Source organism: Vibrio atypicus, assembly GCF_009811315.1.
GTDB lineage: Bacteria > Pseudomonadota > Gammaproteobacteria > Enterobacterales > Vibrionaceae > Vibrio > Vibrio atypicus.
Genome location: NZ_BLID01000003.1, coordinates 236678 through 260753, shown reverse-complemented (window position 1 = coordinate 260753; position 24076 = coordinate 236678). Strand labels below are relative to the sequence as shown.

Below are 24076 nucleotides of genomic sequence, written 5' to 3'. Positions count from 1 at the left end.
AATTACAAAAATCTCAATTATTTTAAATGCAAACAATAGTAATTATCATTTAGATCCAATAAAATTCATCCAGTTTAATGCTCAGCCCAAATATGGATTTAAGGTAACTATAAAATGTATAAGCGATCTTTATTGTCCGCGTCAATCGTTGTCGCCCTTACTGCACCTGTTCATGCAGAAGAATACTCAGTGTTTGATGAAGTCGTTGTTTCTGCAACGCGCACAGAACAAAACAAAGCCGACGTATCTAGTTCTATCGAAACAGTTACGTCTGAAAGCATCAACAGCCAAATGTCTTCTGATGTACAGCAAGCTCTACAATACACCCCAGGTGTAGAAGCCAACGGTGGTGGTCGATTTGGGATCTCTGGATTCAATATTCGAGGTGTTGAGGGCGATCGCGTAAAAATTATGATTGATGGTGTTCAGCAGCCAGCACCCTATAACCCAGGGGCTTCAGAACAACGAAAGTACGCTAACGGAATCGAAGTCGATACATTGCAAGTTATTGAAGTAAACAAAGGGCCAGCATCAACACTGTACGGTTCTGATGCTATTGGCGGTGCAGTGATGCTTCGCACAAAAAATCCAGATGATTTACTTATTACTGACGGCGATGAAAATCGTTTTGGACTTAAATCTAGCTATACATCAGCAGATCAACAATTCAAAAACACACTATCTTGGGCAATGCGTAAAGGTAAACTTGAGACATTGCTAATGACAACGTATGCACAGGGGAATGAAACAGCATCTCATTCTTCTGGTGAAGACATTGAAGGGCCTGATCGCGGCGCTACTAACCCTGCGGATAAAAAGTTAGGCAACGTGTTAGGTAAAGCTTTTTATCAAGTATCTGACTCCAATCGATTAGGCTTAACGATAGAGTACAACCAACAACAGTATGATGAGGACGAGCTTAATTACAATGGCTACACGATCATGCCAGGGTTCACCTACACGGACAATTACAATAAAGACACAAATAAGCGGTTCCGAGTAACATTAGAGCAGTCTCTAGGTCTTGAAACCAGTATTGCAGATTCTCTGGATTGGTCATTGAGCTACCAAGACTCGAGCACATTGAACAAAAATTTCGATACGACCCCTTCTAACGGCAGACGTTTAAGAGAGCGAGATGCATCAGATGTTACTGTCCAATTCGATACTCAAGTATCAAAAGTTTTAATTGCGGACAGTGTCGAGCATGAGTTCACTTATGGCTTCAGTTACCTAAGAAATAACTTCGAGTTAGAGAACACTGACTATAAATTAGATCAGGGAACTAACGCGCCAGGTAGTACCGGTATCCCAGATGCAGAAATTAGCCAATGGGGTCTATTCATACAAGATCAAGCGTTCTTAATGGATGATAGACTCATTATCACTGCCGGCTTGCGTTATGACTCATTCGTATCCGATCCATCTACAGATGAAGGTTTTACTACTGAGTATGACAAAAACGAAAATAACGCTTTTACTGCAAAATTGGGCTCTGTTTACCACATTAATGACAACGTCGCGGTATTTGGACAAATTGGCCAAGGTTTCAAAGCGCCAACGGTATACGATTTGTACTACTTCTATAATCAGGGGGCAATTGTAGAAGCTAACCCTGACTTAAAAGCAGAAAGAAGCCTTTCGTATGAACTCGGGTTGCGTAGTCAGAGCAAGAACTCTCTCTCTGAACTAAGTACTTTCTATACCAATTACACCGATTTTATTAATGAAACCAAAACTGGTCAGCAAGGCGGTAAAGACGTATTTACAAAAGAAAACCTCGATGAAGTAACTATTTATGGCGCCGAGTTTTCGTCTAGAGTTAACCTTGATGGGTTAATCGGTGCACCAAATGGAAGTTACACGCGCTTAGCCGTTGCATACGCAGAAGGGGAAGATAAAAAGACGGGTGATGCCATCGACTCTGTTGCCCCATTGACAGGAACTATCGGGCTTGGTCTTGAAAGAGAAAGCTACGGTACGGCATTACACATTAAAATGGTAGCGTCTAAAAATGATTGGAACGCGGATGATAATGTGAATGCTGCTGGATATGCACTGGTCGATCTAACTGCTTATTATCGCCCTATTGACGACCTAACTTTACATGCAGGTTTGTTTAACGCTTTCGATAAGAAATACTGGCTATATAGTGACTTATCAGGAACAGATCATGATTCTAAATTTAGCAAAGATATCAAATCACAACCAGGCCGCAATTGGGGTTTAAGCTTAGATTACCAATTCTAAACTTAAAATCGAAAACAAAAAGCCAGCTAACAAGCTGGCTTTTTACTTTCTTGGTCCCAGAAAACACAAAAGCCCCCTATTGGGAGCTTTCAAAGTCATTCATCAAAAAGAAAAGAAAAAATGATATGAATGAACGATTATTTTGAACTTACCATCTCTTTCTTAACCATAACAGCTGCAGCAACGATGAAAGTGATGATTAAAGCTAGTTCCATTGTGAACCCCTATTAACTTGTTGGAAAAACCGAATCGAAACTGCGGTTATTCTAACAGTATTAGAAAACAATGATAGCTCTTAACGAGATTTTTACGTTTTATAGCGACTCAGATCAAAAAATGCGTTCCACCAGCCATTTTCAACAATAATACCCACCTAGATTTGTTGATATTTTGTAAAATACATTATGCTAAAAATCACTTATTTCATAGTGACTTTTCCACCAATCATTTTAAACGAAGGAGTGCCTCGGACCAGTGTATCTCTAGCAAATTCGCAACCACAGCCAGGACAAATGCAGGGTGTCGTCGTATAGTCTTCAACGATGCGTTCTTTGAAACATTTTACTAACGCACCTTTCCCACCTTTTCTATATTTAAACAGCTGCGTTTTGCACTTTGAGCAATAGATGTTAACGGTTTTAGAGGGTTGTTTTTTATTAGGTTTTGCCATTTCTATTCTTCGTAATTATTACTCTCTTCTGGTTTAATCCAAACCTGACTGAAATCGAACCACCCCAACGCATTGCACTTAGCATTTTGTAGCGATCCACATTGATCTTTGCTCACCCCTAACCAGCAATGGAACATAGGTATTATTTGCAATTTCTCGACCAGAGACTTACCTATCTCGCGTGCGGGGAAATTAGTGTTTTCTTCTGACTGCCAACTTTCTACGACTTTAGTCCAATACTCAAAATCAGTACTTTTACTGAATAGAGAAATATCACTGTAATTCAATAACCAACCAGCTAAGGCATCATCGCGATCGTTGGAAATACCCATAGGTTTCACCCAAATATCAACATTATCAATATCAGGAGCAAAAACTGTGTATTTTACAAGCTCGACTTCAAGGTTATCCTGCCTCAAAAGCGTTTCAATGCACTTTACTAACGTTGGAAACATAGGATGTTCGCTGTGATAAGCAATCGTAACTTTGGTATAGGCTGGTGGAGAACTATAACTGCCCTGTCGGGTATGATGATACCAACCTGGCTTTAAGCCATGTGCAGGTAATACGCCTAGTTCTACAATCTTATCTTGAGGTAACTGCTGATAGAGATTTAGAGCACCTAGTCTTTGGCTAAAGTACCTCGCCCAATCATCGCTTTTTGCTAAACCACTTTTTCGATTTAGTAGAAGATAAGTACAACCTGGGTCGAGCTCAACTTCATCACTTAAACTACCGGTTTCCGGTCTTATTGGGCCGCTTAAACTAGGAAATACCATAGACGAGTGAACATCATCAATAACCCAAACTTCAATGCTATCGAGTAGTGGCCTAAATCCAAAATAGGAGTCAAAGGCTTGCAGAACCAAACGTTTATCATCGTTTTGCGTGACTTTATATGGGCCTGTGCCGATAGGAAAAAGATCGTATTCTTCACTACGGGCAGCACTTGGCAACAAAACCTTAGCGCAAGATTCGGCAAGTAAAAGAGGCAACCTGTAGTCTGTTCTTGTTAAGTGGATATCAACAACGTACTTATTCGGTGAATCGATTTTATCTATATGAGAGAAGAGCTGCTTATCTTTAAGTGATTCTAGAGATTCAATTACCGCTTCGGTAGAAAGCAAATCACCATTATGAAAACGTACACTTGGTCTTAGGAAAAACCGCCAGTGAGATGGGGATACCATTTCCCATGTGTGTGCGAGATCAGGCTGAAGTTCATCGTTTTCATCTAACCGAGTCAATCCACTAAAGATTTGCCTGATGATATGTTGCTCTGAACGGCGAATAGGTTTAATTGGGTTGAGCATCGATAGCGGACGATAGTATGGCAATCGAACGACTTGCTGCCCCTCTTGATGCTGGACACCCAAATAGCTTTCAACGACCTGTGCAAGCTTTGCGGTATCTTGATCCAGCACTTTGAGCGCTTGGCTGATCTTACCTTCTTCTAAATAGCGACGAGCGAGATTTTCACTCACATCTGCTCGGCTTCGTTTAAAGTTTAATTGAGAAAGTTTGCCGCGCCCTGGAGACGGATGCCATTCGATCCACCCCTCTTCTTCCATTTTGTTCAAAACGATACGTGCGTTACGTCTAGTACAAAACAGAACTTCAGTGATCTCTTCAAGTTGTACGCCACTGTCTTGACCTTTGTAATGTTCAAACAAAGTCTCAAATTGAACGCGAAGCCTAGGACTACTCATAAAGGGGAAATCTCGCTGGGTATTAACTAACAGTAAGTTTCCCTATTTAATGGCAAGAATCAAGTAATAAAAGCGCCTTATTGTATATCGCAGCCGATTTGATTAGCGATTTCTCTAAGTTGTTGTTCATTATCTAATTTAATTGACCACTTAGTTTCGCTGCCATTTGCAGAAATAACATTTGCACCTCGACCAATTAATTGAATCGCATCTACATGAGCTTGCAACGTTACCATGTGCTCACCCGACAACTTAACAACCAACTCGTGAGGCGTGGCAATGATTTTTCCGCTTTTAAACTCAATCATCATGATTCGCTAGCCTTCAAAGTTTGCTTTACATTGCGCTGTTTCTTAACCGCGATCGTTAGGCGACTTGTGCACACCATTCTTTCTCGTTCGTCAGTCATGTTGATTTGCCATACTTGGGTTGAAACACCAAGATGAATAGGCGTTGCCCTGCCAATCACTTTTCCATCACGCATTGAACGAATATGGTTAGCATTAATATCTAACCCAACACAGTAGCTTCCCTCTTCTACACAGAAGTTAGCAGCTACAGATCCCAGAGTTTCAGCCAATACGACAGACGCTCCCCCATGGAGCATGCCAAGTGGCTGATGAGTAAAGTGACAAACGGGCATTGTAGCCTCAATATAATCATCACCCACTGCGGTATATTTAATCTCTAGGTGTTCAATCAAGGTGTTTTTTGACGTTGCATTCAGGCGCTCTAGATTGATGTTACGCTTCCAGATGGTCATATTCTTATCCGAATTATTTTGTTATTAGAATCAAGGTTACGCGCTATTGTAACCTAATGTTATTATGAGCAGAACAGCGAGCTCGAAACGGAGAATTCAATGCCTAACTTGCTAAAAACAACGGTTCTAGCCACTTCTATAGCATTGTCTGCTTGTAGTGCCTCACCAACGGGCCGTAATCAGTTGCTACTGTTTTCGGATCAAGATATGAGTTCGCTTGGGGCGCAGTCTTTTGATCAGATGAAGCAACAGCAAAAAGTCAGTACCGACAAAAAAGTAAACGCTTATGTTCAATGCGTCGCGAAAAGCGTTACTAGCCAAGTGCCAAAGCAGCCCGGGTTTAATGAATGGGAAGTCGTTGTTTTCGATAGCGACCAAGTGAACGCCTTTGCCCTGCCTGGAGGTAAGATCGGTGTTTATACTGGTTTACTCAAAGTCGCAAAAAATGAAGATCAGCTAGCAACGGTCATTGGCCATGAGATTGCGCACGTATTGGCCGATCACAGTAATGAACGGCTATCACAATCTCAACTTGCGAATGCTGGCTTACAAATCACCAATATTGCACTTGGTTCATCAGAATATGCTCAATATCGAGGAGCCACAATGGCTGCATTAGGTTTAGGCCTTCAGTATGGTGTATTACTTCCATATGGGAGAACGCAAGAATCAGAAGCCGATATTGTTGGGCTTGAGATCATGGCCAAAGCAGGGTTTGATCCTACTGAGAGCATCAGCCTTTGGAAGAACATGGCTGCAGCATCAGGAGGCCAACAGCCACCAGAGCTTTTATCAACACACCCATCGCACAGCACGCGAATCCAAGACTTATCTGCCAAGATCAATACATTGCCAAACTATGGTGCGCAAAAGCCGAACTGCTCGAAATCTTAAATTAAATAAGGGAGCCTCAGCTCCCTTTAATCTATGTACCTAGAATCAGCAGTGGTAGTTGCAGCAGTTGATCCCCTGTGCCTGCAAAGTACCAAATAATACCAATCAAGCCAGCAACCAGCGCGAAGTACCAAAGCGCCGCCACTATTTGCCCATAACGGTCTAATGGCAATAGGTGGCTGTGATGTCTTGTTCGCCACTCAATAACGATTTCTAGCGTGCCCATAATCAACAAAAAGCCAAATAATGTTAGCCCCAGCGAGTAACTCAGGACGACACCACCTAAAGCTGCAGCGCTACAAAGCACGATGCCCGCTAGGCTGTTCATTGAAAAGCTGATGCTTTTCAGTACATGACCGCCATCTAATGGAAGTATTGGCAACAAGTTAAATAGGTTTAGAAATGCGTTGAATACCGCAAGACCAGCAAAGAACATCTCGCCAGTCACCCAATACACAACCATCAATATCAGCGACAGAATAAAGCCAAACATCGGCCCCATGATAGAAATAACGACATCTTGCCAACGCGTGTTTATCTTTTCATCGCTCAGCGCCAAACCACCTAAAAAAGGAACCAGATAGATGCCCTTTGTCTTCATACCAAAATACTTCATTGCTCTCACATGGCCGTACTCGTGGAACACTAAACATGCCAATAGTGCGAGCGCGAATTGAAACGAAAACAGCCATGAATAAGCCGCTAGACTTGCCGAAGCCAATACAACTTTGATCAATTTGGCACTTTTAAGCGCTTTAAACCCAAGTGACACTAAACCAACAAGGCTGAATCTTCGCTCAGGCTTTGGTGGATTATAAGGAACTTGCCTTTCTATATCTTTGGTATCTCGGCTTCCCTCACCAACAAGCTCGTCATTTAGAGTCGCTCGATACGCTACATTAAAGGGCTGCCATTCTAATGAGACTTCAAGTTTACAGTGCAGCTCCTTTTCTCCTGACAGCAGACGAAACTCATGAACGCTATCGCGACCTCTTTCAGAATCAGCATTCATTTGAGATACAATCTGATTATCCCAAAACAATTGCTGCCACCCAGCCATTGAACCTTCCAGCCTAAGTGGCTTACCAAGAAAGTCGATCGAAAGTAATTCCAAGTTAAAACCTATTAATTTGCTATAACAACGGATGTGATTATGCCTAGAGTGACTAATAAGGTAAAGAAAGTCATCATCATGTGACAATGTCACGCGCTATAGGTTGTTGAAATAATTCTAGATGTTACCTTACGATTAACAAACGTAAGACTTTTGTCAGATTCGGATTGTAAAACCTTTGCGTTACCGGATACCCCTTTCTTTTCGGTGGATAAAGTGCATAATAGCCGCCTTATTTAACACCCTAACTATGTGAGTCCATTATGTCTTCTGAAGCTACAATGCTAGAACGCTGCCAATCAAAATGTGAATTATGTGCTGCTGACGCGCCACTTACGGCATACGCAGTTCCTCCGCACAGCCATGTGACAGTGGATTACGGCATCATGGTTTGTGATAAGTGTCTGGCTGAAATCGAAGAGCCAAAAGACATCAACCACTGGCGTTGTCTAAACGACAGCATGTGGAGCCAAGTTCCAGCAGTACAAGTCACTGCGTGGCGCCAACTAACTCGCTTAAATACTGAAAGCTGGGCACAAGATGCACTAGACATGATGTACATGGAAGAAGAGCAAATGAACTGGGCAATGACTGGCATGTCAGCAGATGACAAACCATTCGATTGCAACGGCGTTGAACTTAAGAAAGGTGACGACGTAACGGTAATCAAAGACTTACCAGTTAAAGGCACCAACCAAGTAATCAAGCAAGGTACGGTTATCCGCGGTATCAGCATCGGTGACGATCCTAAGCTTGTTTCTGGTAAAGCGAACGGCGGCCAATCTATGTACGTTATCGCAGAATACTGCCGTAAGAAGTAATCTAAAATTACTCTCGACAGATAAAACAAAGGCGCTCAATAGAGCGCCTTTGTTGTTTTTGAATTCATCACTTAGTCCCTTCTAGCATTGTATTTAAGATCTGCAAATGACTTTCTAATCCGTAGTGACGGTATTCATCTACACAGCTCCAAACCAGTTTAATCACATGACTGTCATCACTGGCTAATACAACGTTAAGATCGAGATCCGATAATGGTTTAAGCGGATTATTTGCTTGAACGCTTAACCTAAGGTTATCGACCGAGAGAATAGCCGCAATTACCGCTGTCCAGTAATAACGCAAAGACTGGGTTGGTTGATTGAGATATGGCGTAATGTAGCGCATAGCATGACAGCTGGTCACTGCATGTAATACTGTAAAGTCTCGGCTCTGCAGGTAGAGTTCTGCGACAAGCTCAGCTAATTCTTCTAGCACCAATGACTCTGGCGTTAGGTTCACTTTACTGAATACATCATGTTGGATCACCGACATCATACGTGAAGAAATTAATGATCCCTTTCTCTCTACACCATCAAATTCTGTGAGTGCATTTTCGACTATTTGGCCAAAGCCGAGTTCGCTTCGCGTGGGTAATTCAACAGGAAAATAGTTGCTAGCAAGATCAGCAAGCCCAAACGCTACTTCAGCACGATTGTTGACTTGAATACCGTAACTCAAACGTATTAATGCATGAAATGCCGATGCGCCACAGCCTTTCATTAAATAATCTAAGTGATGTTTAAGTATTGCCTCTATTCCTTCGCGTTCTACCTCTTGCATAAAATAGGCGAGGTATCGGTCAAATGCACTCTTGTTACCTAGCTCTTGCTTCCAATCCCTCATTGAGCTTGGTTTATTTGACTCGCGAGCAATTAGGCTTGGCGCATAATTGGCGTAATAGGCCTCCAATTGCGTTCTGTTTGCTCCTAGCTTTTCCAACGCGATTAGCGCCATCGGTAAGTGGTTTGTGTTGCCATTTTGCTTGGTTTCAATACCGTAGTTATGCGCTCTCGTTATAATCTCTGCCAACATTCGTTTATCTCATTTTATTGTGATGGGTTGAGAGCGATGCTAAGACCTTAAGTTAAGTTTAGGTCACGCCAATTGGAAGATTTTTGAGAGAGTAGTCACATTAATAACCCACTTCCTCCGCTGAGTTATTACTCTACATTTAGTGAGTGACAGCTTGCGTTCTCTCACAATTTTGCTGCTTATTTTTATGAATGAGAATGATTCTAGATTAAAACTTGATACACATCACTTTCGTGCTTCATTTGATTTATGTATGTTATTCAACCAGTAACCACATGTTTTATAAAATTACGATCAGGATGAATGCATGCTTAAGAAATCAGCGTTAGTTTGTTTATCTGCAGCTCAGTTAGTTGCCTGTGGCGGCGGAGGGTCAAGCTCTGACACTCCTCAGTCTCCTGCACCTCCCTTCACTACCGTCAATGTCGTTGACGGTTACCTTGAAAATGCGAGTGTTTGCGTTGACCGCAATTTAGATAACAAATGCAGCCCTAATGAGTTTATCGACACTAAAACAGATGCATTCGGTAGAATTGACTTACCGACATCGGATCTTAAATACCCGCTGATTGCCAATATCTTTGCTGGTGAAACGAAAGATTCTGATCATTTGGCACCTTCAAGTAAATCTTATCAAATGATTGCTCCTGCGGGCATTAAGACAATTAACCCTTTCACCACCATTGCTCATTTGTCCGGTCAAACAATTGAAGGTTTAGCTAACCGACTCAACTTAGCCCCTCAAGTGCTCACATTAGATTTCGTTGATAAACGTTCAGACAGCATTGATGCCGCAATCGCCCATCTGATTGCAAGATCGATCACCAAAGATTTCTCGTCTACGCTAGCTCAAACAGCCCCTTTAGAGCTTCAAGCCAAGATGGCTGCTTTCAAAGACAAAGCAGATACATTATCTAATGAATTGGATATCGTTGAACTCAACAAAAGAACTTTAAGGCAGTTACCTGATGGAAGTGTGACCAGCGATGAACTCATGGTTAGCTCGCTTGCTGATTACCTAGAGCAAAATGGAGAGTTTCAAATATCCAATATTGTTAATGATGGTTCCATGAAAACGGCGACATTCGATGGCACGAATGTATCAGGTAGTTGGACCGACTCGATTGAGCGCTCCTACTCAACCTCAAACAATCAACTCACCTTAGCTGCTACAAATTCAGAACCAGAGACTAAACTACAATTCATCTACTTATCTCACCACCTATCCATAGCTTATGATGAATCCTCAAAGAAATTACAAGCGTGGACACATAAAGAAATGTCGCCAGATATGGGATTAGCGATCCAAGACGATCAATTGCGATCTCAAACAATAAAATTGCTACAGCCTTCCACTATTGGCGAATTGGAGTTAATCACACTTAATTTTGCCGACGAAGGCAATCAAGTTGATATAGAGTTTTATGACGCTACCCCAGACACCACTGCCACATGGTTGATTGAGGATAACGGCTCAAATGTGCTGCATATCGACCCACCAGAGGGTTCGAAAGCGCCTAGAATTGCACTTTTAATTGTTGAAGATGCTGCGCAACACTGGCTTGCTTATAACCTTTCAACTAGAAATCCTGTGATTGCATTTAGTGATCAAGATCTAGCCCATCGAATAGTAGACTACTGGCGCGTTAGGAATGACCAATTTATCCACGGTCATTACGCACTCAGTGACATTATTAAGGGGAGCGAGTATCACTACTTCCCTATGACAAACTCAATGGACGCAAGCGATCTTTTTGCTGCCTATCAATTTATTGATGATAGCGAATTGTGTGAAGCCAATGCAGACAATTCTTGGGCATGTGGTTATAACTACAATCTACTTTTCAACGATTTAAGACTCTCTCATAAAGAGACTTACGATCTTAATTTCAGACGAAGCAATCAATTTCTAATCGGGTTAGGCGAGAATAACAACCCAGGTATTTGGCTTCGCAATCCACAAAACCGAATGATCACTCCGGAAAACAATTGGTTTAGCAGTAAAACTTGGTATTGGGTACGAGATATTAACTCTGATGCGAATGGCTCAGCTAAACCCACCATGGTTGCTCTGAAGTTTCTTGAAAATATTCAGGTGGAAATAGACGCACCAGACATAGAGCCCTTTACCACTGATTGGCAACTTCGTCCTTATGTGGAGAAGGATCGCGCATTCACCTCGGTTTATATCCCTATTCCAGAAGAACTTCGTGATACGCCATCCTTAAGAAATGAAGACTTCATTCAGTTCGCCGTTATGACAAAGGCAGATGACGCTATGGTAGTTGAAGTGCTCTCGACGCTGACTCTCTCGCGAGAAAACTTAATGCTACGTTCTAAAGATCTTGCCGAACTCCTCGTTGAACGCTGGGAAACCAATCAATAACTCATTCATCGCCAGTTTTTAAATTACAAAACTGGCGATTCTTGTTTTAGCTATCTTCAATAACAAATACTTGTTGTTGATTACCTTTTATCTCAGTAATGCTTTGTGGCGGTACTTTCTTCCACTCAGGACAACTTTCTAGAGGCTCTGATGCCAGAACCGTGCGCTGTTTGTCTTGTTTGATAAATATGGTCGGTGGTTCACTATCCGAGCTATATCTAACAACCCAAAAAGCCTTACCGTCTGACACGCAGATCGATGCTTTGAAAGGATCCTCAATTTCTTTCGCCTTAAGACTCGAAACAATCAAACAGATCGTTTTATTCAAAGCAGTGACAGGGTCGTCTTTCAAACCATTGGCCATTGCGAGAAGAAAGATCAGTTCACTGTCTGTTGTTCCTCTCCGTTGCAGGTACAAGGACTCCGGTAACTGACGCTCCAATTCGAACCTCACTTTTTCAAATTCACCGATCTGTCCATTATGAAGAAACATCCAGTTTTCTATAACGAATGGATGACAATTTGAGCGGGAAACCTGCGTGCCTGTCGATGAACGAACATGCGCCATAAAACGGTGTGAACGAATATGATGAGCGAGTGATCGAAGATTTTCATCCCCCCATGCTGGGAGTACTTCATGAAATTGTCCGGGAGTGTCACGCTCTGTGTACCAACCTAAACCAAATCCGTCTGCGTTTACTCTGGTCACGGCCTTTCTCGCTTCAATACTTTGGTGAACCAAAGAATGTTCAGGCTCATAAACAAGCTCATCAATGTATATAGGCTCACCTTGGTACGCTAACCATCGGCACATTTGACTTTCTCCCTGTCGTTATTGTGATACTTATTAATAAAACATCAGCTCAGGATTTAAGCAAGTGTTCAACAGACAAAGAAGAACCGATAAATACCTAAACAACCCGTGGATGCTACTGCTATAATGCGAGTTCAAACAAAGTCAGGTAATAATATGAAAATTTGTGGTGTAGAACTTAAAGGTAACGACGCGGTTATTTGTCTTCTTTCTAACTCTGAAGGTGTTATCCATCTTCCAGATTGCCGTGTTGGAAAAGTAAGCATTGCGGATGCGAATTCAACCGAAGAAGTGAAAAAATTCCAGTTCTCTTTTGATAAGTTAATGGAAGACTACAAAGTCGACAAAGTAGTTATTCGTCAGCGCCAAACTAAAGGTAAATTTACTGGTGGCGGTGTTGGTTTTAAACTTGAAGCTGCGATTCAATTGATTGACCGATTAGACGTAACAGTTGTCTCTCCAAACGATATCAAAGAAAGCCTAAAGAGAAATCCATTAGCGATTCAATTCAAAGACACTGGATTGAAACAGTACCAAGAGCAAGCATTCACAACAGCATATGCCTGTGCAATGAAACGATAATTCGTATTCGAATAACTAAAAAGAGCCTTTCAACAGGCTCTTTTTAGTTTGGATGTTATTCAATCATACCTGCGACGGTCTGAATTCTTTCAAAACTTCCCGGTTTGGTTACCCAAGCGACAACGGCATCGATATCTTCCAGGTCCGTTTGTAGATCAAACTGCCAATTTCCATTTCCCGATCGCGCTTGTAATCTTTCCATTGCGATAAAGTCGTGTTCTAACGATCTTCCTCTATTTTCGCCGTTTCGGATTTTCGAGAATCGATTGTTGGAGAGAAAGATTAACGTTGCATCGAAATTACCTTGTTTATCGAATTTCAATTGAAAATGATTACCTTTGCGAACCAATTGTAGTTTCTCTGCACTTTTGAGTTCTCTTGTGGGCAAATCACGATTCATCCAGTTGAAGAAACCTCGCCACTCTTTACCATCCACGACAAAACCAGGCGTATAAATACTGCCGACCAGATCGTACGCGTAGTACAGTCTTTGTAGCTGCGTATACTCGGGCTTGGCAAACTTATCGCTCCAGCCTAAGTGATCCCAATAATCAACGTGATAAGCAATCGGAATGATCTCTTTCCATAGCGAATCTTTGTGCTCAAATTTTGATAGAAACCTATCAGCAGGTGGACAGCTTGAACACCCTTCAGATGTAAACAGTTCAATGACCTGTGCAGGCGGACCTTCATGTGTCCAGATTTGGCCACTCGAGAGTAGTGATGCCACCGAAATAGCTAATAATGAGTTCATACCCAGCTCCAATACTTAACTAAACAGAGTGACCGTATCGGTGGCAATTCTATTTCACAGGCATAAAAAAAGCGCCAGCATTTCTGCTAGCGCTTTATACGATTAGGTCTATTTCCTTAGCGGTAAAGACCGATATCCTTTTGCATGTGACCAGACAAATCGTTCGCGTAGTAAGAACGCGGAGCGTTATCTGTGAAAAGAATATCTAATAAGTGTGCAATCAATCCTTTGAAAGAAACCGTGTAGGTTTTTTTGTCCATAGAGATAGGAGCGTTGATAGTGCTGATCTGCATTGCTTGTGCCATGATTGCCTCTCTATAAATCGTTTAATTCGTTTCGTTGAGGCAATAATAGGCAATAATTTAATGCGCAAAAAATGACTATTTTTCTAAATTCAAATTAGTTTTTCTAATAAAACAAATCAATAACAATTCATTTTTCACTTTATTCAATCAACCGGAAGTTTAACGCATGGTTATCCATGAATTTTGCATATATCAAAAATCACTTTCGTAAAACCCGCTTTGAGATCACAAATATTTTACACATATTTCCTATTCAAAGCGGATAACTATTACAAAGCTAATTAGTTTATTTACCAGTGGTTAAAGGCACATGCTCAACATCTTTTCTCTTTTTCAGAATTGATGCAATAACAGCAACAGTCATAGTGACTAACAACACCATGAGTGAAACTGGTGTTGGAATCTCCCATGCCGAACCCACCAGCATCATCTTAATACCGATGAATATCATAATGAATGAAAGTGCTGGTTTAAGGTAGATAAACTTATCCATCATTCCCTGCAAAACGAAGTACAAAGATCGTAGGCCAAGCAACGCGAACACGTTCGCTGCTAATACTAAGAATGGCTCTCTTGTAACCGCAAAAATTGCCGGAATTGAATCAAGCGCAAACATCACATCCATGAACGCAATCACGCCAATCACGATTGCCATTGGCGTAAGAAGTCTTTTACCCTTCTCTACAACCGTTAAAGCATTTCCGCGAAAATCATCTGTCACATTGGCAAACTTTCTAATCAGTTTTTCTGGTAATGGATTGATTTCGTCTTCGCCTTTATCGCGAGCGAGTTGGATACCAGTCCAAATTAAGAACAATGCAAACACATAGAGTAACCAATGGTACTCAGCCAGCAACTGCGCGCCAACCGCAATCATAATCCCGCGTAATATCAACGCACCAATAACACCCCACAGTAGAGCTCGTGGACGCAGATGCTCTGGAACCATGTACTGATGGAAGATGATCGCAAATACAAATAGGTTGTCTACGCTAAGAGATTTTTCAAGCAGATAACCCGTTAGGAATGATACTGTTGCTTTCTCGGCGCTATATGAACTTCCCGGCGCGTAAAAATCCCAAAACAGATAGATACTGCCAGCAAACAGAAACGCCAATAGGAACCAAAATACGCTCCACACTGCCGCTTTTTTAATGGTGACATTACCGCCACGAGTTTGCCAAATATCTAACGCAACCATTGCAAGCGTTAGAACACCGAAGCCAAGATAGGTAGAAGGGGTCATGTTTCCTCCAAAGGCGGAGGGATCGAAGAGAATTGATAGACGATCCCACCGCAAACAAAACAACCCACACAGCAAAAAGGCTATATGGAATCTTTGATTACGTTGGTCTCGTCGAAATGATGGCTCTGATAATCAGAAGCACCACTTATACTTACCGGATAGAACGACGTCTAACGAGATGACGATAAGTAAACCAGAGGCGACTACTCCCCAAACAGCGCGGATTGTATTCCTGTCTTGGCGTAACGTCTACTGAAAAAATCTAAAAAGGAGCAAATAATTGCTCCTTTTTACTTGTTGATGATTATGGTCATCAAACACCCGTCATTGGGACAAAATAAACCAGTGCACTCCAAACACCAATCCAACTGACAACGACGGCAACATCAATCCAATCTTTCCACATAACTCCCCCAAGTCATCGCTAATAGGATTATCGTGGAAAAATCAGCAACCTTTGTGCCAACCAACTTGGCTGGTGGTATTCAGGCCACGGTTAATGGTTTCAGGGTGCTGTTTGAGCAATGCAATAAAGCAATCAGCCATTGATTCGGTTGTCACAACTCCCTCGCCTTTCATACGGCAAATGGCCTCATACCCTTCTTTACCTTTCATGGTATACGCTGAAGATGTGCCTTTATAAAATCGTTCGGGATCAATAGGTTGCCAACCATTACTAGGGCGGAAGATACTTAAGTTTTTAATGCGGCTACCTTTAGCGGATTCGAAATCGTAATCAAAGCTTAAGTTATACGCGTATGGATAAGAGCCATCACCTGTACCTTCAACACCATTGTTCAACGCATTATCTATCGCCCCCTCGAGGGTAGCGGCAATGTCTTTGCCTTTCAGCTCATAAACACCGATCGGAACGGCAAACGGTAGCAGTTTTCCGGCAATATCTGCCACAGAGATATTCCCGGCGTTAAGAGATGTGCGTACTCCACCAGCGTTGTGAATCGCAAACTCCACTTCAAAACCTTGCTGAGTCATCATATAAGCGAATGATTCAGCGACCAGCGGCGCGAGTTGGCTCGGCCCGATTTCATCAGGTACGCGGATATGGCGCAGAGAGTGATTCGCAGTTGCAATAACGTGACGTTGTAATGCTCTTACCTGACAGGTGTACTTGTCCATAAGTAGCTGTTGCACTTGTTGATCTTTCTTGCATACCCAAACATTTTCGTGCTGGTCAATATAACTACGGGCAAGCTTATAATTATCGCTTTCTCCGGTTTCGCTCATACTTGCATCAATAAAGACGCGACGGCCAAGTAATAACTCGTTTTTACCGTGAAACTCAACCACTTCGCCTGACGCATCAAATTCAATGTCACAGTGGCCCATACTTAAAGAGTGATAGCCGGATTGAACAACGTGAGTTCCGTTGATCTTAATCCCATATGGATCATCGGCTTTCAACCCCAGATTAGAAAAGTCCCCTTGGAGTCGATGACTATGACCGCCGACGATAAGCCCAATGCCGTCGACTCTTTCAGCCATATCAAGATCAGCATCGTAGCCCATGTGGCTCAACAGAATGATTTTGTTGATACCTTGAGCGCGAATAGCGGAAACTGTTGCTCTTGCGGTGTCGATTGCATTAACAAATGGAGTATCTATATCCGGGTTGGAAATATCAGCCATTTTGTCTAATGCGAGCGAAAAAATAGCAATCGGCTCATTTTGGGCATATTTGATGATCCAGCTAGCTGTTTTTGCATCGGAATTAAAGGCTTTTACTAAGTCGTTATCACTTAATCGACAAGTTTTATTGATATCTTCGTTCGATAAATCCCAATTCCCCGCAAGCAATGGAAACTCGATCTGTTTTGCAAACTGTGCAACGGGTAAGTTGCCCATATCCAACTCATGGTTGCCTAGCGCCATAGCATCAATCGATAACGCATTAAGCATGGTCGCGTTTGCTTCTCCCTTGAACAGCGAGAAGTATAGAGTGCCTTGGAAACAATCGCCTGCGTGTAGAAGCAAGAAGGCTTGATCATTCTCTTGCGCGAGTTGCAGCAGTTGCTTTTTACGGGTAGCAATGCGAGCAAAGCCACCAGCACTGACATAAGGCGTGAGTGTTTGCCCTTCGATGTTGAGCGTAAACTGCAGTGACGTAGGTTCAAAATAGGAGTGCGTGTCATTAATGTGCGCCAACTTAATTCTTGCTGGCTTATTGTTTTTATATTTCATAATTTCATTCTCTCTTTTCAGCTACATCCTAACGCATCCAAGGTGACAAATTCATTAAAATTCACAAATTTCTTGTAATAGCTATCTGTTATACATCTATTTAGTTGATGTTTGTCATGTTGAAGTTTGTTCCTGTCATTCAGCTGAAAGTTAAGTTTGTGAGGTAACCTTCTGCTTATTCGAAACTTTTCTATTATGCTTAAAGTTGAAGTAGCGAATCTGGAGTTACTATATGCTGCTAGAAAGGATTGAAATATCAGGTTTTCGAGGTATTAAACGTTTATCGATCGCCTTCGACGAGCTGACAACCTTGATAGGCGAAAACACTTGGGGCAAATCATCGTTACTCGATGCGCTTTCTGTTGCCCTACCAGCTGAAGGTGTCCCTTATCAATTTGAGATGACTGATTTTCACGTCGACTATTCTATTGCTCACCCACAAAGCCAACATTTACAGATTGTTCTCAGCTTAGTATCTACTGATAAGAATGAAATGCAGTCCGGCCGTTATCGGAAAATCAAACCAGTATGGATTCAAGATGAGGAAGGAACCAATCGAATCATTTATCGCTTGAGTGCCAGCCGCGACGGTTATGATATCAATACTCGGTACGCCTTCTTAGACGAGCAGGGAAACCCAAAGCCCCTTCATCACTCTGAAAAACTCGCCCAAGAATTGATGACACTGCACCCTGTGATTCGATTAAAAGATTCACGTAGGTTTGAGCGCCCTATCACTCTCAACGGCGACAGCAATAACCGCATAGAAAAAAGAATCAACAATACTTGTCGCCGTCTCATGGCGGTTCCAGGACATGTTAACAAAGGGGAAATGCGCAGTAGTTTAAATTCGATGGGGGTTCTAGTTGACCACTATTTTTCCTTCAAATCCAATACGCGTAAAAACCCACGCAAGCAGCGTGATGGGATATTCTTTAACTCTTCTCCTAGCAATAAGAGCTTATCTCAAGTCGTTGAAGAGAATGACAAACAAACTCGATTGCTGTTTATGGGCTTATTAAATGCGTATTTGCAAGCAAAAGGCCCCAATCAACTTAGACGCTGTGCTCGCCCACTATTGATCATTGAAGATCCTGAAGGCCGCTTACACCCAACTCACCTCGCACGCGCATGGAGCTTACTGCAATTATTGCCAATGCAAAAAATTCTGACCACCAACAGTGGCGAGTTATTGGGCCAAGTCCCTTTACACTCGATCCGCCGTTTAGTCCGACAGTCAGACAAAACCATTACCACTTACCTACCCGCCCAAGGCCTGAGCCGAGACGAGCTGCGCCGTATTGGTTTTCATATTCGCTTTCATCGTTCAGGCGCACTCTTTGCGAGATGCTGGCTTTTGGTAGAAGGTGAAACAGAAGTATGGCTATTCAACGAACTTGCTAACCAATGTGGCTATAACCTTGCAGCAGAAGGCGTTCAAATTATCGAGTTTGCTCAATCAGGCTTGAAGTCTCTACTCAAGGTCGCAAAAGCATTTGGTATTGACTGGCATGTTGTAACAGATGGCGATCCTGCGGGTAAAAAATATGCCGCTGCGGTAAAAGCTCAACTCGGTAACGATCAGGAGCGCCACCGCTTAACGGAACTGCCCGACCGAGACATAGAGCATTATCTTTACAACAACGGTTTTGAAAGCTTTTTCAAAGAGAAAGTACGTATCCCGCTTGATCACCCAATCCCGGCCAAAAAAGTAGTAGCGAAAGTGTTGAAGAAGTTCGCTAAGCCTGATTTAGCCTTAGCCATCGTGTCTCACTGTGAAGAACGCGGTATTGAATGCATCCCGATCCTCCTTAGATGGACGCTAAAACGTGTCATCACAATGGCGAATGGCAATACATAAAAAAGCGGCATTGATTATTACAATCAATGCCGCGTATCACTAGATACAAATCAATCGGGGGTTGCCATTATCATCAGGCTGATAGTGGCAGCACAATCAAGCTCTCGTTTGAAGCTCCGAGTTTGACTGCGTTTGGTTGAACTTCTGATGCAACCAAAGTCCGCTTGCCTTCATTAGGTAACCGAAAATGCCTCCCAAAATGAGCGAAGGGATAACCAATTTCCAGTTGCCATCAGCAGCAAACGTGGCACAACAACCAATGAATGTCCCTGGGATGTAAGCAAGCAAACGTTGTTTCGCTTGTACGCACATGAAAAATGCAACAACCGCAGTAATCATATAACCCAAGATTTCAAGAGACGCGAATTGTGAAGCGTGGATAATCACCATCGCCCAAAACACACCTGTCATATTAGTCATCAAACTTTCGCTTAGACCTTTCAGCCCGCTGTTTGGTGACGCAAAGTAACTAGTACACCCTAAAAATCCAGCCCAAGAGAGTAGACCCAATGTAATGGCTATCCATCCCCATAAGCCAGAAAGAATTCCTGTTGTTAATGCAATTGCGACTAGTGTGCTCATAACGGCCTCGTTGTGTGTTTTTTGACACATCAAAAGTACAAGTAGGCATATTAAGAAGATTTGATACTGATAGTTAATATGCAGATCACACTATTCAGGTAACAAAATAAAGAAACAACAATAAATACGTGATGCAATCGATATTTCAACAGAATTAGGTAATACCAGATTAGGCGCTCATCAGACAAAAACGATTATAAAATCGTCGGCTTGCCTTTCATCATTCTAAGACCTTCGCGTTTGATACACTCTACGAGAGGGTTTTCAATCATATCTGCGCGCCAAATAAAGGATAGAGTTCGCTCCATGTTGAGATCAGGCACATTCAGCGCAACCAATTGGCCACTTTCAATATGTCGCTCTACGTCGAGGTAAGGAAGGCAAGTTAGATACTGTCCGTGTTCTACCATGCTGCGCAAAACTGGAACGTGTTCATATTCACGCCACACATCCAGATCTTCAATTAAATGATGAATAGAGCTATCAAAAATCATGCGAGTACCACTTCCGTGCTCCCTTAACACCCAGCGAGCTTGTTCAAGTTGGGCTAGGCTGACCTTTTCTTGTTGTGAAAATGGATGGTGAGCAGCCGCGACAACCGTTAAGTGATCTCGACACCACACTTCTTGATGAATTCGGTTGTCATCGCAGCGCCCTTCTATGATCCCGAGATCATATTTGTAGTCCAATACACCTTGAATAACGCTGTCAGTACTCTTAACTTTTAGGGAAATTCGCATCTCAGGAAATGAATTATCAATAATACTGATAAGGTCTGGAACTAAGTGCTCCGCAGGTGTTTGACTCGCCCCGAGCTTGATATGTCCACTGAGCAAATGCTGCTCATAAAAGCCCATTTCAATCTGTTGTGCATCTTGAAGTAAGCGCTTTGCTTTAGGTCTGAGCCACATCCCCCAATGAGTAAGAGCCATTTGCTTCCCTTGGCGCTCAAATAAGGGTCTACCCAACATTTTTTCGAGTTGAGATAGCGACATACTGGTCGCTGATTGCGTTAAAGAGAGCTTGTCGGCTGCGAGGCTGACACTACCCGTGTTCGCCACTGCGTCAAATACTGCCAATTGTTTTAATGAGTAACGCATTACGCTCCTATCCTTGATTTATTTGGCTTTAACCTGATTAGGTTTATACGTAAAACTATTTATAAATACGCAAGCCGTTTCATTTTACCTTGCCCCAACGCTATATCAATAAATTTGATAAAGATTTTAAATATTATCAATTTTACCTCTACTCCCAACATCCCTAATCTGAATTGGCAACGCAGCAATACTGCTTGCAAACATTAGGAGGTAACTATGTATTTCACTGGGGAGTGGCAATGACACAAGCACAAACCAACAACCAATATTTCTCACCGGTAGAAATGATGGCAGAGGCAGAAAAGTTTGCCCTGAGTAAAGCAAAGAAAAGCAGCGGTATGACATTAAGCTTAGCCATTATGGCTGGTGCATTTATCGGACTTGCCTTTCTTTTCTATATCACAGTCACAACAGGCAGCACCGATACCGGTTGGGGGTTAAGCAGACTAGCTGGTGGCTTAGCATTCAGTATGGGTTTAATTCTCATCGTGATATGCGGTGGCGAACTATTTACTAGTTCAGTGTTGTCGAGCATCTCTTGGGCAAACAAGCAGATTAGCTTTGGCAAGATGCTTTCGATTTGGGGCAAGGTCTACGTTGGCAACTTCATCGGCGCAATGATCTTACTACTTATCGTTTCTGCGGCGGGTTTATACCAAATGGACCACGGTCAATGGGGATTAAATGCGTTAAACATCGCACAGCATAAACTGCACCACACACCTGTTCAGGCGTTTGCTCTAGGCGTGTTATGTAACCTGCTTGTTTGTTTAGCAATTTGGTTAACGTTCAGTAGTGCCAATGCATTAACTAAAGCAGCGATGACCATTATGCCAGTGGCAATGTTCGTCTCTAGTGGCTTTGAACACTGTGTCGCAAACATGTTTATGGTTCCACTTGGCATTGTTATCCAAAACTTTGCACCAGACGCATTCTGGTCACAAGTCGGCACAACGTCCGCGCACTACGCAGACTTAAACATTTTCCAATTTGTAACAGCGAACCTTATTCCGGTCACGCTAGGTAACATCGTCGGCGGTGCAGTTTTAGTTGGCCTAGCTAACTGGTGCATCTACCGCAGACCACAACTAAAAGCAGCATCAGTTGCATCTATCACTACAACCACAAACATTACGTCAGTTAAGGAAACCACTATGAACGCAAACATCCTAGTTAAAGATATCATGAACCCAACTCCAGTCATTCTAAGTGCAGAGATGACCACGCCTGCTGCAATCGACACTCTTCTGGACAACAACATGGTAAGCGCGCCTGTCGTGGATGTTGAAGGCAGACTGGTTGGTTTCTTTTCAGCACATGACGTCATGGTTGACCTATGGTGCCAAGACTACCTACCAACTCAAGGCCAAAAAGTTGTCGATTTAATGGCTCGCGATGTGATTGCTATCGACGCGACCGATAAATTGGTTGATGTCGCCGAGTTCCTTTGTATCGACAAAGAGCAGCTTTACCCAACAACAAGCATGGGCATTGCAACAACCTTTACCACCTTATCTTTAGAAGAGCGCGCAAAGAGTATCAAAGTGAACAAACCGCACGTGTTACCAGTGATTGAAAACGGCAAGTTTGTTGGTGTGGTGGCTCGTCAAAACGTATTGGCTTCCCTACGCCGTGTCTATGGTGAGCGAGTGAGCTTAGTAGAGAAAGAACTTGAACTAGAAAGCGCGTAACAAACAAAAATAACAACGTGATGTTCGCTAGGAATTTGGTCGGGAAATAAGTCGCTTGACCAAAAAAGCCCTCTACTTCGGTAGAGGGCTTTTTATTTTAAATAATGATTGGGTTACTTCTGGATGCCTTCTACGAATAGCTCCATATCAACATAACTTGATGCGCCCATAACTGCGATACCAAAATCCGCCAACTCTAAGCGAGTTGTACCGCTGAAACCAGCACGCTCACCACCCCAAGGGTCTTGACCTGCGCCAATAAATTCAGCATCAATCGTAATTGGTTTAGTCACACCGTGCAGACTTAAGTTACCGACAACATCCAGCTTACCGTTACCTTTGTCGACAACACTGGTACTTGTGAATGTTGCAGTTGAATACTTAGACACATCTAAGAAGTCACTACTACGAATATGCTTGTCACGTTCAGCGTGGTTAGAGTCAAGACTTGTCGTATCAACATTAACTGTTACTTTTGATGCTGAAACATTGGCTGGATCATAAGAAAACTCACCATCAAATGTGTTGAAGCGACCTTTTGTAAAACTATAACCTAAGTGACTGACTTTAAAGTTGATTGAAGCGTGTGCTCCTTTAGTATCAATCACATAGTCCGCTGCGCTCGCACCAAATGGCAATGCCATCGCCATAGCTAGTCCGGTAGCAAATAACCTTTTTTTCATTTTGAAGCTCCTATCATTTTGCGTAGCGTGTTGTCTTTATTAATAAAGTGATGTTTCAATGCGGCAAGCGCATGCGCAGCTGCCATTAAAATTAATGCCCAACCAGCATAGAAATGGATGACACCCGCCGTGTCGGCTTGGTTTTCAAACAATGCACCAGCGCCTGGTACAGTAAATAGGTTGAAAACATCAATTCCACGTCCATCTTCTGTTGAGATCAAATAGCCAGAAACAAATAGAGCGATCAATGCAACGTACATAGCCAAATGAACGACTTTTGCACCTGTTACTTCAATAGCACTACCTTCAACTTTTGGTGACGGCGTCACATGTTTCCAAACAATCCGAAATAGCGTTAGTAATGCCAACAGCATTCCTATTGATTTGTGCCAGTGAGGTGCTGTCCGGTACCACTCACTATAATAAGAGAGATCAACCATCCAAAGCCCAACAGCAAACATGCCGATTACAACAACCGCTGATACCCAATGAATTATCCGAGCAACTGGGTTGTAATTTTTTACTTCCGACTTCATCGTTTGTTTTCCGCTGTAAATGAATATCTTTATCGTTAAGAGTATTCGATACCTCTTTTGTAAAACAGATTATTTACCATTCT

Annotated in this window: 22 protein-coding genes; 7 read left to right on the top strand and 15 right to left on the bottom strand. The window is 42.5% G+C overall.

Annotated elements, in window-relative coordinates; genetic code table 11:
- The first annotated feature begins 114 nt into the window (after positions 1–114).
- Positions 115–2250: a TonB-dependent hemoglobin/transferrin/lactoferrin family receptor gene (locus GVO60_RS08430; protein ID WP_159652871.1), complete on the top strand. Its 2136-nt coding sequence runs from the start codon at positions 115–117 to the stop codon at positions 2248–2250.
- A gap of 418 nt (positions 2251–2668) precedes the next feature.
- On the opposite strand, the gene GVO60_RS08425 is transcribed toward GVO60_RS08430, so the two are convergent.
- The 4 genes from GVO60_RS08425 to GVO60_RS08410 all read right to left on the bottom strand — a co-directional run bounded on the left by GVO60_RS08425 (position 2669) and on the right by GVO60_RS08410 (position 5392).
- Positions 2669–2920, bottom strand: a complete 252-nt coding sequence (locus GVO60_RS08425) for a hypothetical protein (RefSeq protein ID WP_159652869.1) — start codon at positions 2918–2920, stop codon at positions 2669–2671.
- Positions 2921–2922: 2 nt separating this feature from the next.
- Positions 2923–4629: an SgrR family transcriptional regulator gene (locus GVO60_RS08420; RefSeq protein ID WP_159652867.1), complete on the bottom strand. Its 1707-nt coding sequence runs from the start codon at positions 4627–4629 to the stop codon at positions 2923–2925.
- A gap of 77 nt (positions 4630–4706) precedes the next feature.
- Positions 4707–4940: a DUF3389 domain-containing protein gene (locus tag GVO60_RS08415; RefSeq protein WP_159652865.1), complete on the bottom strand. Its 234-nt coding sequence runs from the start codon at positions 4938–4940 to the stop codon at positions 4707–4709.
- Positions 4937–5392: a hotdog fold thioesterase gene (locus GVO60_RS08410; protein ID WP_159652863.1), complete on the bottom strand. Its 456-nt coding sequence runs from the start codon at positions 5390–5392 to the stop codon at positions 4937–4939. Before GVO60_RS08410 ends, GVO60_RS08415 begins: the two co-directional genes overlap by 4 nt.
- 99 nt (positions 5393–5491) lie before the next feature.
- Between GVO60_RS08410 and GVO60_RS08405 the strand changes: the two genes are divergently transcribed.
- Positions 5492–6286, top strand: a complete 795-nt coding sequence (locus GVO60_RS08405; RefSeq protein WP_159652861.1) for a M48 family metallopeptidase — start codon at positions 5492–5494, stop codon at positions 6284–6286.
- A 31-nt stretch (positions 6287–6317) separates the two neighbouring features.
- Here the strand turns inward: GVO60_RS08405 and GVO60_RS08400 are convergent, their stop codons facing one another.
- A complete protein-coding gene (locus GVO60_RS08400) occupies positions 6318–7400 on the bottom strand; it encodes a site-2 protease family protein (protein ID WP_159652859.1) in 1083 nt (360 codons plus the stop codon).
- 263 nt (positions 7401–7663) lie between these two features.
- On the opposite strand from GVO60_RS08400, the gene GVO60_RS08395 reads away from it, so the two are divergent.
- Positions 7664–8221, top strand: a complete 558-nt coding sequence (locus GVO60_RS08395) for a PhnA domain-containing protein (RefSeq protein ID WP_159652857.1) — start codon at positions 7664–7666, stop codon at positions 8219–8221.
- Between the two features lie 67 nt (positions 8222–8288).
- Here GVO60_RS08395 and GVO60_RS08390 read toward each other — a convergent pair whose 3' ends face one another.
- Positions 8289–9254, bottom strand: a complete 966-nt coding sequence (locus GVO60_RS08390) for a questin oxidase family protein (RefSeq protein ID WP_159652855.1) — start codon at positions 9252–9254, stop codon at positions 8289–8291.
- A 307-nt stretch (positions 9255–9561) separates the two neighbouring features.
- Between GVO60_RS08390 and GVO60_RS08385 the strand changes: the two genes are divergently transcribed.
- Positions 9562–11640, top strand: coding sequence for a hypothetical protein (locus GVO60_RS08385; RefSeq protein ID WP_159652853.1), 2079 nt, complete (start codon positions 9562–9564; stop codon positions 11638–11640).
- A gap of 46 nt (positions 11641–11686) precedes the next feature.
- Here GVO60_RS08385 and GVO60_RS08380 read toward each other — a convergent pair whose 3' ends face one another.
- Positions 11687–12454 (bottom strand): class II glutamine amidotransferase, encoded by a 768-nt coding sequence (locus GVO60_RS08380; protein ID WP_159652851.1) that lies wholly within the window; start codon positions 12452–12454, stop codon positions 11687–11689.
- Between the two features lie 156 nt (positions 12455–12610).
- On the opposite strand from GVO60_RS08380, the gene GVO60_RS08375 reads away from it, so the two are divergent.
- Positions 12611–13036, top strand: a complete 426-nt coding sequence (locus GVO60_RS08375) for a DUF3010 family protein (RefSeq protein WP_159652849.1) — start codon at positions 12611–12613, stop codon at positions 13034–13036.
- A gap of 55 nt (positions 13037–13091) precedes the next feature.
- On the opposite strand, the gene GVO60_RS08370 is transcribed toward GVO60_RS08375, so the two are convergent.
- The 4 genes from GVO60_RS08370 to GVO60_RS08355 all read right to left on the bottom strand — a co-directional run bounded on the left by GVO60_RS08370 (position 13092) and on the right by GVO60_RS08355 (position 17540).
- On the bottom strand, positions 13092–13790 hold the full coding sequence (locus GVO60_RS08370; RefSeq protein ID WP_159652847.1) for a DUF1223 domain-containing protein: 699 nt from the start codon (positions 13788–13790) through the stop codon (positions 13092–13094).
- A gap of 116 nt (positions 13791–13906) precedes the next feature.
- Entirely contained in the window at positions 13907–14095 is a 189-nt protein-coding gene (locus GVO60_RS08365) for a hypothetical protein (RefSeq protein ID WP_159652845.1), read from the bottom strand.
- Positions 14096–14381: 286 nt separating this feature from the next.
- Positions 14382–15341 (bottom strand): TerC/Alx family metal homeostasis membrane protein, encoded by a 960-nt coding sequence (locus GVO60_RS08360; protein ID WP_159652843.1) that lies wholly within the window; start codon positions 15339–15341, stop codon positions 14382–14384.
- 447 nt (positions 15342–15788) lie between these two features.
- Positions 15789–17540, bottom strand: a complete 1752-nt coding sequence (locus GVO60_RS08355) for a bifunctional metallophosphatase/5'-nucleotidase (RefSeq protein WP_159652841.1) — start codon at positions 17538–17540, stop codon at positions 15789–15791.
- Between the two features lie 232 nt (positions 17541–17772).
- On the opposite strand from GVO60_RS08355, the gene GVO60_RS08350 reads away from it, so the two are divergent.
- Positions 17773–19401: an ATP-dependent endonuclease gene (locus GVO60_RS08350; protein WP_159652839.1), complete on the top strand. Its 1629-nt coding sequence runs from the start codon at positions 17773–17775 to the stop codon at positions 19399–19401.
- A 96-nt stretch (positions 19402–19497) separates the two neighbouring features.
- On the opposite strand, the gene GVO60_RS08345 is transcribed toward GVO60_RS08350, so the two are convergent.
- A complete protein-coding gene (locus GVO60_RS08345; protein WP_159652837.1) occupies positions 19498–19983 on the bottom strand; it encodes a DUF1097 domain-containing protein in 486 nt (161 codons plus the stop codon).
- Between the two features lie 194 nt (positions 19984–20177).
- Positions 20178–21083 (bottom strand): LysR substrate-binding domain-containing protein, encoded by a 906-nt coding sequence (locus GVO60_RS08340; protein ID WP_159652835.1) that lies wholly within the window; start codon positions 21081–21083, stop codon positions 20178–20180.
- Positions 21084–21322: 239 nt separating this feature from the next.
- Between GVO60_RS08340 and focA the strand changes: the two genes are divergently transcribed.
- A complete protein-coding gene (gene focA, locus GVO60_RS08335; RefSeq protein WP_159652833.1) occupies positions 21323–22774 on the top strand; it encodes a formate transporter FocA in 1452 nt (483 codons plus the stop codon).
- Positions 22775–22887: 113 nt separating this feature from the next.
- On the opposite strand, the gene GVO60_RS08330 is transcribed toward focA, so the two are convergent.
- Positions 22888–23457, bottom strand: a complete 570-nt coding sequence (locus GVO60_RS08330) for a YceI family protein (protein WP_159652831.1) — start codon at positions 23455–23457, stop codon at positions 22888–22890.
- Positions 23454–23993: a cytochrome b gene (locus tag GVO60_RS08325; protein ID WP_159652829.1), complete on the bottom strand. Its 540-nt coding sequence runs from the start codon at positions 23991–23993 to the stop codon at positions 23454–23456. The genes GVO60_RS08330 and GVO60_RS08325 overlap by 4 nt, the downstream gene beginning before the upstream one ends.
- Positions 23994–24076 lie beyond the last annotated feature (83 nt).